We start from the raw sequence: 15,753 nt of genomic DNA, 5'->3' as shown, positions 1-15,753 counted from the left end.
CGTTCGCAACCTTGCCGGATGAAGGGCAAGGCGCAAGCCGCGCAGCGGTATGGGTACCGGCAGCGGCTTGCAACGCCGCCATTCGCCGGCAAGGCTGCGGCAGGCAAGCCGCCAAAAGAAATGCCCGCCGTTCACACAGCGGGCATGTCCAGACTACTCTCCGGCTCAGTTCAATTGCAGGAAGGTCGCCGTCACTGCGCCCCAGCTACCCGAAGCATCACGCGAACGCACATACACCAGATGCTTGCCCAGGCTCAGGCTGCTGGTGCTGATGGTGGCGCGTATACCCTCGGTCTTGGCATTGAAGCTGCCGTCCGTTGCCGTCATGGCCAGCGGCACCGCCCCCGGTGCCCAGGGTGGAGTGTCGATGTAATACTCGGCTGCCGCGATATTCTGGGTGGCCTCAGTACCATTGCTGTTGCGGAAGCGGATATCGGTAGCCGAACCGGTCAAGGTCACCTGGGTACCCCTAGGCACCCCTGTCGTCGCCGCCGTCCCACTCAGCGCCACCGTGGTCACATCCGGCCCTGCCGGGGTGATGTAAGGCGTACGCACTACCTTGGCGGCATAGATCAAAGCCTGCAGGTTCTGCGGTTTGATGGTGCTGTTGAAGGTCGTGCAGCTCTGGAAGAACGATGTACCCAGCTCAAATGTAAACGCCGCCACCCCCAGTTCACCGTAGCTGATGGCATCGCTGGTGCCGTCCGTGGGATAGAGGCCCACCGACTGTTGCGGCGTGTAGTTATTGAAGTAGGCAAACTTGCGTCCCAACGTCTGCAGGGCCGTCCCGTTCGGCGCAGCGCTGGAGCGATCACCCCATGGCCATAACACCAGCTGGCTGTAGCTGTGGATATCAAGGTGGATGCCGCTGGTGGTGGCAGGTGCGGCATCACCGACATTGGGTCCACGCGAATCCGGCCAGAGGGTGCGCACATAGGCCTCAATCGCCTGGGTCTCCGGCTCGGACGCCGGTGCAGGCCCACGATAGGTGTCATTGCATTGGCTGCCACTGGAGCCCGTGCCGCCGGTGGAGTTCCAACTGTGGGTGAAATTGCGGTTGAGGTCGGCCCCACGGCTGTTGCTGGTCGCCCCGCAATAGGCCTGGTTGGTGTTCTTGCGCCAGGACAAACCCGTCTCTGCCCGCTTGCGGCCATCGGGGTTGGTATGCAGCAGCATGTGTATCTCGTGGTGGTCCAGCAGCCAGGTGGCATCCGCATTGGTGCCATAGCCGTTGACCAGCCAGCGGGCGAATTCCAGCACCAGCGGCGCGGTGGTGTATTCACGGGCATGGATGGCCGAATTGATGAACAGCTTGGGCTTGCTGCCCGTCATGGCACTATTGGTCAGCTTCAGCACGCGCATATCGTAGCCGCCCAGCCCATTCTTCTTCTGCCAGGAGTCACCGATATCGCTCCAGCTGGCCAGCGTGGGCTTGCTCGCCACAAAGCCCTGCGCTGCGGTAAAGGTTTCCTCCACCGTCTCATAGCAGCTGTAGCCGGGTATGGCGAACAGGTTCACATCATCGGCCGGCTGTCCCTTGGCCATACGCTGGCGCATCAGGTTCTGCACCTGCCCCAGCACCTGCTTGCGCTGCGACATGAACCGCTCGGCCGGCTTGATACGGAAACCAAACTGCCGCAGCTTGCCGATGTCCTCGCGGTTGAGCTCCATCACCAGGAAGCCACTCTCGTAGTTGGCCTCCAGTACCGCATGGTGGAAGGTGATAGCCGCCTTGCGGGCCAGTTCCAGCGAGGGAAAGTGGGCCTCATAGACATTACCGGCAGATTTATCCTCCTCCAGCATGTCCAGCACGCGCAAGCCCTGCCCCATTGCAGCCGAGTCATGCGCCGAAGCCAGGGGCGCAGCACAGGCGAGGACAGCAGCGACACATGCAATATTCTTGTACGACATTGCGTTTCTCCTTTGTTGTTTGCACTGCGTAAGTAGCACCAGAGAAGGTCCTTCCTGGCACCCTGCTTGCCGCCACGCCATCCCGGATCAGGTTGCCTGGCACAAGTACGGTAGGCCGCCACCCGCACGGCTGATTTGGTTATCAAATCAGCATGCGCGAGGATTAATTTTTTGCTGACTTTTCAGTGCCTTCCGACACAAACTCCCATCGCAATGTCACAAGGTGTTGCATGCATGCAAAGAACAGGAAAGCCTTGCCTTCGCGCCAGCGTTTGCCAGACTGATTAAATATTCCCGTCAGGTCGCCATCATGCAGTCTCCCTCCTTACGCCGGCGCTTCTGGCTGGTTGGCCTTTGCGTCAGCCTGCTGGCCTGCGGTCTGTTGGGCCTGGCCCTATGGCATATGCGCAGCCTGTCCGCCACCATCGATGCCAGCCTGGCACGCAACCTGGCCGCCAACGAAAGCTTGCTGCTGCTCGAGAACGCCCATGTGCATTTCAAGATTCAGGTGCAGGAGTGGAAGAACATCCTGCTCAGGGGTAGCGACCCGCAGATGCTGGAACGTTACCGCCGCCAACTGATGCAGGAAGGCGAGCAGACCCGCAAGCTGCTGGCACTCCTGGAGGAACGTTGGCGCAATCAGGGACGCGAGGCAGCCACCATCCAGCAGTTGATCAGCAGCCAGCGCAGCGTAGAGGCACGCTACCTGCAGGCCTTGCAAGCCCAGGATCCCGCCCAGCCATTCAATGGGCAGTTGCTGGATCAACAACTGGTCGGTGTTGACCGTGCCCTGACCCAACGTTTGTTTGAACTGGTCAGCAGGGAGGAAGCCCGCTTCAACCAGCAGCTTGAGCAGGGTCGGCGGGATATCGCCGGCAGCGCGGCAGCAGCCAGGATGCAATACTTCTGGTGGGCACTGCTGGGTGCAACAGGCATCAGCCTGCTGCTGGTCTGGATAGGTCGCTGGCTGTTTCAGCTATTGGGTGGCGAGCCTGCCTATGCAGCGCGCGTGGCGCATGCCATCGCCGCAGGCGACCTGAGCCAGCAGATCGGCTCGCCCGGGCAGCGACTGGGCTCCAGCCTGCTGGCAGCCATGCAGGACATGCAGACGACGCTCAACGGCCTGCTGCTGGAGGTCAGAGAATCGGCAGAGCAACTGGCCGACGCCGCCAGCCAGGTGGGCGCAGCCGCCTCCATGGTAGGCAGCGCCACCAGCGAGCAGGCCGCCAGTCTGGAGCAGACCAGCGCCGCCATTGCCGAGATCGGCAGCACCTCGCAGCACAGCGATGACCAGGCACAGATGGCCGCACGTATTGGTCTGCGCACAGCCGAGGTAGCACAGAGCGGGGGTGATGCCGTGCGCCAAAGCCTGGAGGCCATCCGCGCCATTGCCGACAGGATCAAGGTTATCGACGAGATTGCCTACCAGACCAATATGCTGGCATTGAATGCCGCCATAGAGGCCGCCCGCGCAGGGGCCGCGGGCAAGGGCTTTGCTGTGGTCGCGGGTGAGGTACGCCGGCTGGCCGAACACAGCCAGAAGGCCGCCCGCGAGATAGGCGAACTGGCTGAACATAGCGTGGAGCAGGCAGCATCCGCCGGCAAGGTGCTGGACGAACTGGTGCCAGAAAGCCAGGAGACCGCCAAGCTGGTTTCCGCCATTGCCCAAGATACCAGCGAACAACGTGGCAGCCTGCAACAGACGCAAACTGCCCTGGGCCAGCTGTCACAAGGCGCGCAGCAAAACGCCTCGGCCTCGGAGGAACTCTCCGCCATTGCCCATCAGTTGCATGCACGTGCAGACGACCTGCATGCCTTGCTGCTGCGCTTCAAGCTGACGGACAAACCATCCTGAGCATCATCAAACCCGCTTGGCGCCGCGCAGTACCAGATAAGCCGCATAGAAGAAGAACACAGCGAACAGGCCATCCCCCGCACCATAGACGGCATAGAACATCCCGGTCAACGGCGCCTGGGCAAACAGTACCGGCAAATCTGCCCCATTGTTGGACAGCCACAGCAACCAGTTGCCCAGATAAAGCAGCTTCTCGACGCCAAACACCAGCAGCAGCCATGGCACCTGCCCATACTGGCGCCAGATGGAGGCATAGGCCGCCCCCCACAGCATGATGGCAAAGAGCCCCAATGTGGAGAACACCTCGGGGTCCGGCTCGCTCAAGCCGGCATTGCTAAACCCAGCAGAGAAAACCAGAACGCCCAGTATGTTATACGCGCCCGCCAAAAGCAGGCCGCGGCTGATCAGCGGGTGGGGGTGATTCATGAGAGGCTCCATCCATCACAAGACCCTAGCGTAGCACCTGCCAGTCAAGCCCGGCAGCGATCATTCAAACAAGAAAGCCCCAACGATGCCGACAAGGAAGCCAAGCAACACGCCCCAACTTGCCAAGCGGCCAAGCACCTGCCAGCGGCGGGGAATGAGAAAGCACAAACCAACACAGAAGAACCCCACACCCAGACTCAAGACCTGCCAATGGTAAGGGTCACAGAAAATCGCGGTGCAGTACCGGGATGGCCGCCAGGGCACAACACCCCAGTACAGCAGCATGATGAACACACCCAAACCACCCACTAGCACACCAAGCAGGACGCGCCCCTCAGTCGGCAAGGGTTTCGGCGGGGTGGACAGCCTTTCTTCCGGTTCCAGCTTGCGCATATGGCGCCTCTCCAAGCTAGGCATCGCATCGTCATAGCCCAAGACCGCCTGCTTGGTGCCGTTACCCCAGCCTAGCCGTTCTGCCCAGCTGTGCCAACGACACCCAAACAACCATGTCAGTGGCGATTGACCACCAGATGGTGGTAGGAAAGTACCATGTGCTCAGCCAAGGCTTCCATCAGCACCGATACCGAGCGCAGCGCCCGGCAATCCTGCCGTGTCAGCAGCCAAAGCTGAGTCGTGCAGCCGGGCAATGGCGGCGTCAATGCTTGCAGGTCCTGCGCGATCAGAAAACCCGGCAGCACGGTCAGGCCCAGGCCCGCGCGCGCCAGACTGGCGGCCGACAGCAGGCTGTTGCAGTGAAACCGCGGCTGCACGCCTGGGTAGTGCTGGCGCCGCCATTGGACGGACGCGTGGTCAGGTAAGAAGTCATCCGGTGCTATCCAGTCCATCTCCGGCCAAGGCCTGTCACCTTGGGCACGCAGATAATCGGCATGTCCGCATAGCTGATAGGGCACCTCGCCCAGGCAGCGGCCCACCAGATGCTCGGGAGGTGTACGGGTCAGGCGTAGCGCCACATCGGCCTCGTGCCGGCTCAGATTGGCAAAATCGTTGGAGGCAATCAACTCCAGCCTCAGCGCCGGATACTTCGGCATAAAGCGCGCCAGCGCTGCTTGTAGTAATCCATGCAAGACGGTATCGGTACAGGTCAGCCGCACCGTACCACTGACGATATCCCTCTCCTGCAGTACTGCCAGCTGGGCCGCCGCCAACGCCTGCTCGGCCCGCTCTGCCTGCTCGGCCAAACGCAGGGCCATCTGCCCCGGCAGGTAGCCCGATCGGCCTTTCTCGAACAGGCTGCTACCCAGGCCTTGCTCCAGCCGGCGTATGCCCCTGAACACCGTGGTCACATCCACCTGCAGTAATGCTGCCGCCCTGGCCAAGGTGCCGCCGCGCACCAGCGCCAACACCAGCATCAGGTCGTCATGACTCACCTGCATTGCACATTCGCAATCTCTTTTTGCATATACGCCAATATTCATTGCACCCACGCAAATATAGAGTGGGCCACATCACGCTGGCAAGCGGCGTTTTCTCAAGGACAAGCCATGTTGCATACCCCGCCCCTCCGCATTGCCCTGGTAGGCGACTACCATGGCCAGGTTCTCGCCCACCAGGCCATTCCCCGAGCGCTCGAACTGGCTGCATTGGCACTGGACTGTGATCTGGCCCCCGTCTGGTTGCCCACCGACACACTGCGCCAGGCCAGCGATCTGGACGGCTATGCCGGCATTTGGTGCGTACCCGCCAGCCCCTACCGCAGCACGGCAGGCGCACTGACCGCAATACGCCACGCCCGCGAAACCGGCACACCGTTTCTCGGTACCTGTGGCGGCTTTCAACACGCCGTGCTGGAGTACGCCCGGCATGTACTGGGCTGGCATGCGGCAGAACATGCCGAGACGGCACCCATGGCTGAGCTGGCAGTCATCAGCCCCTTGAGCTGCGCCTTGGTCGAAGAGACCGGCCTGGTACAACTGCGAGCGGGTAGCCGGCTGGCTGCTGCCTACGGCACCCCCCATGCACTGGAAAGCTACCACTGCCGCTATGGCATCAACCCAGCCCTGCAAGCCAGCCTACTGGCGGGGCCGCTGGTCGCGGTGGCGCATGATGCTGCGGGCGAGGTACGGGCCGTCGAATTGACCAATCACCCCTTCTATATTGCCACCCTGTTCCAGGCCGAGCGTGGCGCACTGCAAGGACGCCTGCCGGCGCTGGTCTCCGCATTTGTGCGTGCCTGCCAGCTCAAGCAGGCACAGCACGCGGGGCAGCCCGCATGATCGCCACTACCCCACCCTACTATGCCGTGATCTTCAGCAGTCGACGCAACGATGGCGACCATGACTACGCCGCCACCGCCGAGGCCATGGTCAGGCTCGCCAGCCAGCAAGCGGGCTTTCTGGGACTGGAATCGGTACGTGATGCCGATGGCAACGGCATTACCGTGTCGTACTGGGAAAGCGAGGCCGCCATCGCCGACTGGCGCCGAAACGCGGAGCACACCCAGGCACGGCAACGTGGCCGGGCGCAGTGGTATGCCGCGTTCAGCGTGCGGGTTGCCAGGGTGGACCGGGCCTATGGAACAGAATTGGCCTCGCCGGCATAGTGTGCCCATAGGCCAACAGCCAGGGCATCGCCCTGGCTGTTGGCCTATTCATGCCACTACACCATCAGGACTTGGGATGACGCAAGGCCTGTGCTTCCAGCACCTGCTCCCATTTTTGCTCGCCCAAGTCGTTGATCACCTTCAGCACCAGCCGGCGCTCCTTCTTGCTGCCCTCAAAGCGCAGCTGGCAGAAATTGCGTTCGCCCATGACCACGGTACCCGGCACCACGCCAGGACGGTTACGCAGCTTCTCGTCAGCATACACGCCCGAGGTCAGTGCCGAGCAAGTCAAATCATGCAGCGGATAGCTGCCCGGCCGCTCCAGCTTGCCCAGCTCGCTACGATGGACATCGCCTGACAGAAAGATCACGCCGTCTATCTTTGCATCAGCCAGAAACTTCAGAAAGTCCTCCCGCTCGGCTGGGTAATCCACCCAGCTATCCCCGCGCGGGCTCCTGCCCAGCATCTGGCTACCGCCGGCAATCACCTTGAATGGCGCAGTGGAGGCCAACAGGGCATTCTTCAGCCAGTTCATCTGGGCTGGGCCGAACATGGCGCGGTTGCTGTCGGTCAGGCGATAGTCATCGCGATACCAGCGGTTATCCAGCAAAAAGAAATCGGCATCGTTGTAGCTGAAGGTACTGAAAGCCCCCGGCACATCCGGCAGGCCGTAGCTGGGGTTGGCCCAGTAGCGCTGCTGCAGCTTGAGCGCCTCGCCCTTGAAGACAAAGCTCTTGTTGCTGTCATTGGGGCCGTAGTCATGGTCATCCCAGATAGCTGCATGGCCGCCCACCTGCAGGATTTCCTGCAGATAACCCTGGCTGCGGTCGCGCTGCCAGCGATAGGCCATGCCCGCCGGGCTATCGTAATCAACCTCGCGGTAATACAGATTGTCGCCCAGCCACACAGTCAGATCCGGCTTTTGCGCCGCCATGGTCTTGAAGATGCTCAGGTGGCGATCACCATAGGGCTTACCCGGCCGGTCATAGCCTGGCTCGTTGCCATAGTTGCAGGAGCCCGCCAGCACGGTGAAATCCGGCGCGTCGGTGCGCCACTGCCACAGCGCCTGGGTAGCAAAGCCATAGACCTTACCGCCCGCCGCCGGCTTGTCGTTCAGGACCACCCGGTAGCTGTAACGACGGCCCGGCTCCAGCCCGAACACGGTGATATGGCCGGCATATTGCGCCTCGGCCGTCAGGGCCAATGGCGCAGTACGGCGCTTGGCGCCCTGGGTGCCCTCGGGCCAGTACTCTACGGTGGCGCGGCTGGCACCATCGGCTTGTAGCCAGAGCGTCACACCACGCAGCGTGGGTGGCCCAGCCATGGGTCCGGCGGTCAGCTCGGCTGCGTAGGCAGGTGCTGCCAGCAGGCTGGCCAATGCCAGGGAATACAGGGATTTCAGCATGCGTTTCAACCTCATACCAAGAGCAGCGCAGCGCGCTGCGGGGGCCTAAGGGGACATACGGCAGGTCTGCCTTGCCCACTTCGTGACAGACCGGAAGCGTGAAACAAAACCAGGCCGGATGGAAGCCCCCCATAAATGGAACAAGCGCCACAGACCTTGCGGTCTGCGGCGCCAGCTTGGGCTTTGCTGCGACGATTAGAACTCGTAGCGCAGCGTGCCCTGTACCGCCCACTGCGACTCACCCTTGGATTGGCGAGTCACCAGGTTCTCCACATCGTCCATGGCGTACACGTAGCGACCTTGTGCGTCCATACCGACATAGTTGACGAAGCTGCGCGCCTGTCCGCCATTGGTCTGGAAACCCACTTCATCAATACGACCCCAACGCTTGTTCAGCATATTGGCGACGTTGAGGAAGTCCAGCGTCAACGAAGCCTTGTGGTGCTTGCTGAAGGCAAACAGCTCCTGCTTGACGCGCAGGTCAAAGCTGTTGACGAAGGGCGAGAAGCTGCCATTGCGACGGGTGGCCTTGCCGGTCGAATTGCGCAGCTCCTGGTGTTGGTTCACCACATTCCAGAAGCGCTCTTCATTGGTGTGGCTGGTGGCCGTATCACCAAGGAATACCACCTCACCCGAGCCAGGGCGCGACGGGATATACATCAAGTCATTACCGGCCAGGCCATCACCGTTCAAGTCGTTCTTGAAGGTCCAGCTGTAGGGCTTGCCCTTGCGGCCTTCGTAGAACAGGCCAACGCTGGTCTTGAGGCCGCCGAACAGGCTGCGCTCCCAGTTCAGCGAAGCATTGACACGGTCACGGGTCAGGTAGGCCGAGTTGGCGGCCACTTCTTCATTAGGATTGAAGATGGAGCGCCCAGCAAAGTTTGAGCCCGAGGTGGACGAATTCAGCGGGCTCACTTCCGTGGCCGAAGTACGGGTGAAGGCCAGCGACCAGCCCAGGCCACCGCGTGCCGGCTGGCTCAGCGACAGCGTGGTCGCGTTGCCGCTACCCTTGCTGGTGCTGCTGGCCATCAGCACATTGTTGAACTTCTCATTGCTCAGCGCCTTGGCACGCAGGCCATTACAGCCCGTCGCCGAGGTGTTGCTGCTACCGTCATCACGCCAGCAGTTGGGGTTGTAGCCCTGGGCGTTGTAGTACAGCTCACGGCCATCCTTACCGGTGGCGGTAGGCGCACCCAGGTTCAGGTTGCGGTAGTAGATGCCAGTACGGGTGTTGGTATAGACCCACTCAGCCCCCAGTACCAGACCACCCCATGGCAATTCATGGTCGAACGCCAAGTTGGCTTTCCACACCGAAGGCTGGGTCAGGCCGTCTTCGATCAGATCCACATTGACTGCCGGCACCGCGCCGGTAAAGTTGGTGCGCTGATTGTTGGGGTCAGCGCTGAACACGCCGCCCGAGGTCGGGCAGGCAGCAAAGCCGGAGATACCGCAACCCACAATCTGGGTTGCCATACCGCTATTGGCATAGGGGTTGCCCATCCATACATTGGCAGCAGCGCCTTGGAACAGGCCAAAACCGCCACGCAACTGAGTAGGGCGGGCGTTGTCGAGCTTCAGGTTGAAGCCGACGCGCGGCTGCACCAGTACTTCACCGTCCATGGTGTAGGTGTTGTCCACACCGAAACCGCCGGTTTGGCGCACATTGCCAGCCACATTGCCTGCCACCATGGGCTTGGCCACATTGGGGTTAGCCAGCGGTGTATCCGGCAAACCCTGCCGGTCAAGACGCAGGCCGTAGACCAAGCTCAGGTTGCGGTCTATCTTCCAGGTATCCTGGGCAAACAGGCCGGTGTTCTGCACGGTGAACTTGGCAGCGCCATCCGCACGGGTACGGCCAGCCAACGGGGCCTGCACCTGATAAGAGCTTGGGCGGCCAATGCGGTAGTTCTCCAGCACAGCGGCAGCAACTCGCTCAGCCGAATCGCGCGAGCAATTGACTGCGCCCAAGCTATAGGTATAGGTAGCGCTGCTGTTCACACAGGAGAAAGTGTAATCACCATTCACGTTCTGCAGGAAGGCATTGAAGATGTCGTTATCGGTGTAGTCCATACCGAACTTGACTTCATGCTCACCCAGCTGCCAGTTGGCACCGACATAGGTATCCAGGGTCTTGGTACGCAGTTCGTTGAACTGGCGGCTGCGCTCGGTACCAAAGTTGAGCGAGCGGGTACCACCCGCTACGCCATCAGGCGAACCGGCAGGTAAGGCACCAGCGTAATCAAGCTTGATAGCGGGCAGTTCGCTGTTCTTGTTGGGCACGCTGTCATAGTCGCGCTGCGACAGCTTGAATTCGGTAGAGAAATCCGGCGTCCACTTGGCGAACCATTGGCCCACCGTGGTCTCAATAACCTTCTCCTGGGTATACCAGTGCGAGGACAGCGACAGCGAGCGGGTGCCGAAGTTGTTGTAGAACGGTTCGCTCTGCTCGGTCTTGGTGTAGCGGAAGCTGGCGCGGTGGTCGTCGTTGATGTTCCAGTCCAGCTTCAACAAGCTGTCCTTGACCTTCAGCTTGGTACCGGTGGGTGCTTCCCAGCCGCCGATCTCCATGCCGTACTGGCTGCGGCTCAGTTCCTGCACTGCATTGATGGTGGCCGGAGTGATACCGACATTGTTCAGGCCGCTGCCCAGCGGGCCGAAGTCGGGCGAGGAACGGCTGCTTTCCATCTCTTCGTAGTTGGCAAAGAAGAACAGCTTGTCCTTGATGATGGGGCCCCCCAAGGTAAAGCCGGTTGTCGTTTCATCAAAGCCCGGTGCCTTGGTATAGCTGTCATTGCTGCGGTTGTAACGATCACCGGCGCCATTCTCATCGCGGTACACATAGTAGGCGCTGCCGTGGAACTCGTTGGTCCCCGACTTGGTCACTGCATTGATGTTGGCGCCGGTGTAGCCGGTCTGCGACACATCGTAATTGGAGATATTGACCTGCACCGACTGGATGGCATCGATCGAGATCGGCTGCTTGGCCGTCGGCATGTTATTGGCTTCAAGGCCAAAGGTGTCGTTGATGGTCACGCCATCAATGGTCACCGAGTTGTAGCGGCTGTTCTGGCCACCGGCCGAGATCTCACCGCGCTCCTTGTCGGACTGCGACAGGCGTGGGTCAGCCCGGGCATAGTCTTGCAGGTTACGCTGGATGGAGGCTTGGGCTTCCAGATCGCGGCGGCTGATATTGGTGGTCGCGCCCATGGAGGACGAGCTGAACTTGCTGGAGCGGCTACGGCCGGTCACCTTGATTTCTTCGGCGCCCGATTTGCCCAGAGTCACGCTGTGGTTGAAGGTTTCAGCCAGGGGCAGCACGATATCGTCCGCCTTCTCGCTGGCGCCGTCCTTGCTGATGACGATGGTGTAGGGGCCGCCCACACGCAAACCACGCGCCACATAGCGGCCATCTGCGCCGGAGGTGGCCGTCGCAGTGGAGCCGGACTCCATGTGCTTGATTACCACCTGTGCGCCGGCAACCGGCTTGCCATCGGCACCGGTCACCAGGCCGGTCACCGAGGAAGAGGTATTCTGCGCCAATGCCGGCGCTACCAACGCGGCAACTGCCAGACTGACGGCGGTACGCGAGAAATTGTTGAAAGGAAACATGTTCTAGCCCTGGTTTAAAAAATAGCAGCCGCACTCACACGAAAGTTTCGTGTAAGCTGATTGCGGCGAGACCCCGGCATTCTCGTTACCATTTGTTACAAAATCACTTCATTTCCGCATAAGCTTATCGCCCGAAGCGAAGCGCACTTACCCGCGTCGCATGAAAACACGCCGCTATTTTTTGAAAACCTATTTTGTTTCAACCATTTGAATTAAAGCGTTCACTCTAAAACAGCCAATTCGTTGCAAAAATGCGCCACTCGTAAAATGTTGCAAAAAACACGCAGATTACAAACCTGAATTTTGTTTTGAATACAGAGGCTTGGAGTCAAGCCCTTCTGTCAATACCCGCCTCGTCAAGCCGTAGCGCAACAAAAAAGGGCAGCCCAAGGCCGCCCTCTTGTCACTTCGTCTGCCCCAAGGCTTAGAAACGGCCCTTGAGCTTCTGATTTCGCAGCACGCAGAGTAAATCAGCTGCAATATGGGCTGCTGCCAATGCTGTGATTTCGCTCTGGTCAAACGGCGGCGAGACCTCCACCACATCCATGCCTATCAGCTTCACCGGCTCCATGCCACGTATGATGTGCAAGGCCTGTGCACTGCTGAGGCCTGCCGGCACCGGGGTGCCGGTGCCTGGTGCAAAGGCGGGGTCCAGGCAGTCGATATCAAAGGTCAGGTAGGTCGGATTGTCGCCCACGATCTCGATAATACGGTCCAGGGTAGCCTGCGCGCCGTTGGCATGCACCCAGGGTGCATCCAGCACGTTCATGCCCATGAAGTCGTCATTCCAGGTCCGTATACCCACCTGCACTGAACGCTTGGGGTCGATCAGGCCGTCCTTGATCGCCTTGTAGAACATGGTGCCGTGGTTCAAGCTGTCCGGGCTATCGTCCGCCCAGGTATCGCAATGGGCATCGAAGTGGATCAGGCTCAGGGGTTTGCCAAACTTCTCGGCATGGGCCTTCAGCAAGGGGTAGGTGATGTAGTGATCGCCGCCAAAGGTCAGCATCTTGGCGCCGCTGGCCAAGATGGTACGGGCATGTTCGACAATGCTAGGCGTGATGGTGAGCGGGTTATGGGCATCAAACCAGCAATCGCCGTAGTCAATCACGGCAAGGTCATCGAACGGGTCAAAACCCCATGGAAAAGGCTTGAGTTCGGCCAGTTGTACGCTGGCGGCACGCACTGCCGCAGGGCCGAGTCTGGCGCCGGGGCGGAAGGTCACCGCCAGATCCAGCGGCACGCCGCTGATCACCACATCCGCACCGGTCAGATCGCGGGTGTATTTGCGGCGCATGAAGCTGAGTACGCCAGCATAGGTATTCTCGATACTGGAACCATAAAGGCCATCGCGACGAATAGCGCCGTCGCCGTAGATCGGTTGGGTCATGCAACATCTCTCCGATAAGGGTATTGCCGGTCCTGTGCATAGGGAAGCGGACACTGGCAGCACCCATGCGCCGTACGAGTGTTTGGCACTCCGCCGACGACTCCCATCCATCTTTCAACAGCCGACGCGTGAAGGCTGCGCAGGCCGACAAGGCCCGCAGGCGAAGCTTAAAGGGTACGCCCCGAAAGCTCAATTTCCCTGATCGGCATCGGCACGCATACCGCGCTGGCATGGCAAGCAGATTCGCACCAGCAAGCCCGCATCGAGTGTCATATGGTTAGTGTGTGCCCCCTCACCCTGCAACCATGCCCTATCAACGCAGCCAACACTGTCTGGACTACCTTCTTGCCGGCCTGCTTACCCTTGCCAGCCTTGGGGTACAAGGCGGTGTGGATTGGGCCGCCATGGAACAGCGTGCGGCCGACGACCCCATCAAGGTTCGCGAGGAAACGCTCAAGCTGAGCCGCGAACTACAGGCCAATGGCGACAAGCAGGAGGAATTGGCAGCGCTGCGCCTGCTGGCCATCACCTCGGCCCAGATGGAGCACTATACCGATCTGGATATCGTGCTGGCACGCGGCCTGATGCTCGCACGTGAGCTGAACCAGGCCGGCAGTGAGTCCACCATGTTGTCGCTACGTGGGCGCTTGCTGGCACAAAGCGGCAAACAAGCCGAGGCCATGAGGGATCTCGACGCTGCCATCAGCTTGGCCGAACGCAACAAGCGGCAGCGCGAACTGGCCTCTGCCCTGCAGGAAAAAGCCCGGTTGCTGCAAGGTGAGAGTCGGTTCAACGAGGTATTGCCGCTGCTGTTTCGCGCCCACGCCCTGTTCGATAGCCTCAAGCTGACGGCAGACGTCAGCGGCGTACTCAACGATATCGGCAATGCCTACAGCACGCTGGGGGATGAGGGCCAGGCGGTGGACTATTACCGCCGCAGCCTGGTGGGCCTGAACCCGGCGCGGGATCGCCACGCCTTGTCGGTACGGCAATACAATATCGGCGTCAGCCTGTTGCGCCTGGAGCGGTGGCAGGAAGCTGGCGATACCTTGCGCGAAGCGCTGGCTCACTCCGAAGCGCTGAATGATGCGACCGGCGTAGCCTATGCCCGCTTCAGGTTGGGTGCCATCGACCTGAAGCAAGGGCGAACTGATGCCGCGTTGCAGCAGCTTGACCTCGCCTTGCAGGAATTCCGCCGCACCCACCTTCAAGACATGCTGTTTGGCACTCAGTTGGCGCGAGCCGAAGCACTGGCGGGGCGTGATGTCCGTGCCGCCATGGCGGCGATGGCCGAGGCCGAGGCTATCTTCAAGCAGAACCCCACCGCCCCCCGCAAGCTGATGCTGCACAAAACCAGCAGCCTGGTCTACAAGCAGCAAAGCCGCTACCGGGAGGCGCTGGCCGAGCTGGAAGCCTGGATACAGGCGAACAAGGCCAATGACGAACAGTTCAACCGCAAGCTGACCACCGAGATGCAGGCGCGGTTCGACAGCGAGCGCAAGGAGGCCGACAACGCTCTGCTGAAATCCGAACGCCGCCGCCAGGCCGCCGAACTGGAAGCAGGCAAAAGCCGCCGTCTGCTATTGCTGCTGGGCTTGCTTTGCAGCGTCATCGCCATTGCCACACTGGCCTTTGTATTGCTGCGGCAGGTCAGGCAGAAGCAGCGCTATGCGGCCCTCGCCATGCATGATGAACTGACTGGCGCACCTAATCGCCGGCATATCCTAGCGTACGGCCAGCGACAATTGCAGGCTTGCCGCGAAGAAGGCCTGCGCTTCTCATTGGCGGTGATTGATCTGGACCATTTCAAATCCATCAATGACCGCTACGGCCACGAAGTCGGTGACACCGTACTGCGGCGCTTCGCCCAGGTTTGCCAGCCCACGCTACGGCGCGGCGACAGGCTGGGCCGGGTGGGCGGCGAAGAATGGCTGCTGATCATGCCCGCCACCCATAGCAGCGAAGTCCCCCTGGTGTTCGAGCGCATGCGACAACACCTTCAAGCGCAACATGAAGACCTGCCTGCCGAGCTGATCATAGCCTTCAGCATGGGCGCAGCCGAGGCCCAGCCTGGCGAAAGCTTCGAGCGCCTGATGCGACGCGCAGATGCCGCCATGTATCGGGCCAAGCAGCAGGGGCGCGACCAACTGGTCATCGCCCGGCCCGGCGAGACAAGCTAGAAACGATAGAGCGGCAGCACACCGCCCGGCTGGCGAGACAGATGGGTGAAAGTCAGGCGGCTCAAGACGCTGCTGGCGCCTCACAGGCCGTACGGGTCATGGGAAAATCCCGCGACTTTTCCTGCCCCTTGATCTGGCCCTCTATCCTGGCCAATAAACTGCCATCAGGCTGCAGGCGGTACAGGATGCGCTGCGGAAAATCATGCGCCAGATTCTCGAACACCAGCGAACGCCCCTCTGCCCTCAGCAACTTGAACGTGGTCTCAGCCTGGTTGGAAGGTTTGGCGGTATAAGCCAACTGACCATCCGCCACATGGATGCGCAGGTATTCAAACTCCCGCGTCTGGCCCTTGGCCACGATGCGCGATACACCCAGCAGCATGCCGCCCGCGGGTTGTGACCAGATTTCGACCGAAC

General features: G+C 60.9%; 12 protein-coding genes. 4 read left to right on the top strand and 8 right to left on the bottom strand.

Annotation, left to right across the window (positions count from 1 at the left end):
* Positions 1-165 precede the first annotated feature (165 nt).
* Positions 166-1,911 carry a M14 family metallopeptidase gene (locus tag QWZ03_RS10575; protein ID WP_290332682.1) on the bottom strand — a complete coding sequence of 582 codons (1,746 nt, stop codon included), beginning with the start codon at positions 1,909-1,911 and terminating at the stop codon, positions 166-168.
* Positions 1,912-2,221: 310 nt separating this feature from the next.
* On the opposite strand from QWZ03_RS10575, the gene QWZ03_RS10570 reads away from it, so the two are divergent.
* Positions 2,222-3,766: a methyl-accepting chemotaxis protein gene (locus QWZ03_RS10570; RefSeq protein ID WP_290332681.1), complete on the top strand. Its 1,545-nt coding sequence runs from the start codon at positions 2,222-2,224 to the stop codon at positions 3,764-3,766.
* 6 nt (positions 3,767-3,772) lie between these two features.
* Here QWZ03_RS10570 and QWZ03_RS10565 read toward each other — a convergent pair whose 3' ends face one another.
* The 3 genes from QWZ03_RS10565 to QWZ03_RS10555 form a co-directional block, all read right to left on the bottom strand.
* Positions 3,773-4,192, bottom strand: coding sequence for a hypothetical protein (locus QWZ03_RS10565; RefSeq protein ID WP_290332679.1), 420 nt, complete (start codon positions 4,190-4,192; stop codon positions 3,773-3,775).
* A 60-nt stretch (positions 4,193-4,252) separates the two neighbouring features.
* On the bottom strand, positions 4,253-4,585 hold the full coding sequence (locus QWZ03_RS10560) for a hypothetical protein (RefSeq protein ID WP_290332678.1): 333 nt from the start codon (positions 4,583-4,585) through the stop codon (positions 4,253-4,255).
* A 116-nt stretch (positions 4,586-4,701) separates the two neighbouring features.
* Entirely contained in the window at positions 4,702-5,586 is an 885-nt protein-coding gene (locus QWZ03_RS10555) for a LysR family transcriptional regulator (protein ID WP_290332677.1), read from the bottom strand.
* Between the two features lie 108 nt (positions 5,587-5,694).
* Here QWZ03_RS10555 and QWZ03_RS10550 point away from each other — a divergent pair, with 108 nt between their 5' ends.
* The gene (locus tag QWZ03_RS10550; RefSeq protein WP_290332676.1) at positions 5,695-6,426 is read left to right on the top strand and encodes a CTP synthase C-terminal region-related (seleno)protein; all 732 of its coding nucleotides are present in this window, start codon (positions 5,695-5,697) and stop codon (positions 6,424-6,426) included.
* Positions 6,423-6,752 (top strand): antibiotic biosynthesis monooxygenase family protein, encoded by a 330-nt coding sequence (locus tag QWZ03_RS10545; protein ID WP_290332675.1) that lies wholly within the window; start codon positions 6,423-6,425, stop codon positions 6,750-6,752. The genes QWZ03_RS10550 and QWZ03_RS10545 overlap by 4 nt, the downstream gene beginning before the upstream one ends.
* Before the next feature lie 64 nt (positions 6,753-6,816).
* On the opposite strand, the gene QWZ03_RS10540 is transcribed toward QWZ03_RS10545, so the two are convergent.
* From QWZ03_RS10540 to speB, 3 genes are all read right to left on the bottom strand, one after another.
* Positions 6,817-8,157: an alkaline phosphatase D family protein gene (locus QWZ03_RS10540; protein WP_290332674.1), complete on the bottom strand. Its 1,341-nt coding sequence runs from the start codon at positions 8,155-8,157 to the stop codon at positions 6,817-6,819.
* Positions 8,158-8,352: 195 nt separating this feature from the next.
* On the bottom strand, positions 8,353-11,766 hold the full coding sequence (locus QWZ03_RS10535; RefSeq protein ID WP_290332673.1) for a TonB-dependent receptor: 3,414 nt from the start codon (positions 11,764-11,766) through the stop codon (positions 8,353-8,355).
* A gap of 424 nt (positions 11,767-12,190) precedes the next feature.
* Positions 12,191-13,156, bottom strand: coding sequence for an agmatinase (speB, locus tag QWZ03_RS10530; protein ID WP_284196542.1), 966 nt, complete (start codon positions 13,154-13,156; stop codon positions 12,191-12,193).
* Positions 13,157-13,461: 305 nt separating this feature from the next.
* On the opposite strand from speB, the gene QWZ03_RS10525 reads away from it, so the two are divergent.
* Complete coding sequence (locus QWZ03_RS10525; protein WP_290332672.1) at positions 13,462-15,336, top strand: GGDEF domain-containing protein; 1,875 nt, start codon at positions 13,462-13,464, stop codon at positions 15,334-15,336.
* A gap of 61 nt (positions 15,337-15,397) precedes the next feature.
* On the opposite strand, the gene QWZ03_RS10520 is transcribed toward QWZ03_RS10525, so the two are convergent.
* A partial coding sequence (locus tag QWZ03_RS10520; RefSeq protein WP_290332671.1) for a DUF6265 family protein occupies positions 15,398-15,753 on the bottom strand: 356 nt, incomplete at its 5' end.

The organism is Chitinimonas viridis (genome assembly GCF_030409555.1).
GTDB lineage: Bacteria > Pseudomonadota > Gammaproteobacteria > Burkholderiales > Chitinimonadaceae > Chitinimonas > Chitinimonas viridis.
Note: the sequence above shows the minus strand (reverse complement) of the source record. Positions and strands in the feature narration are given on the sequence as shown.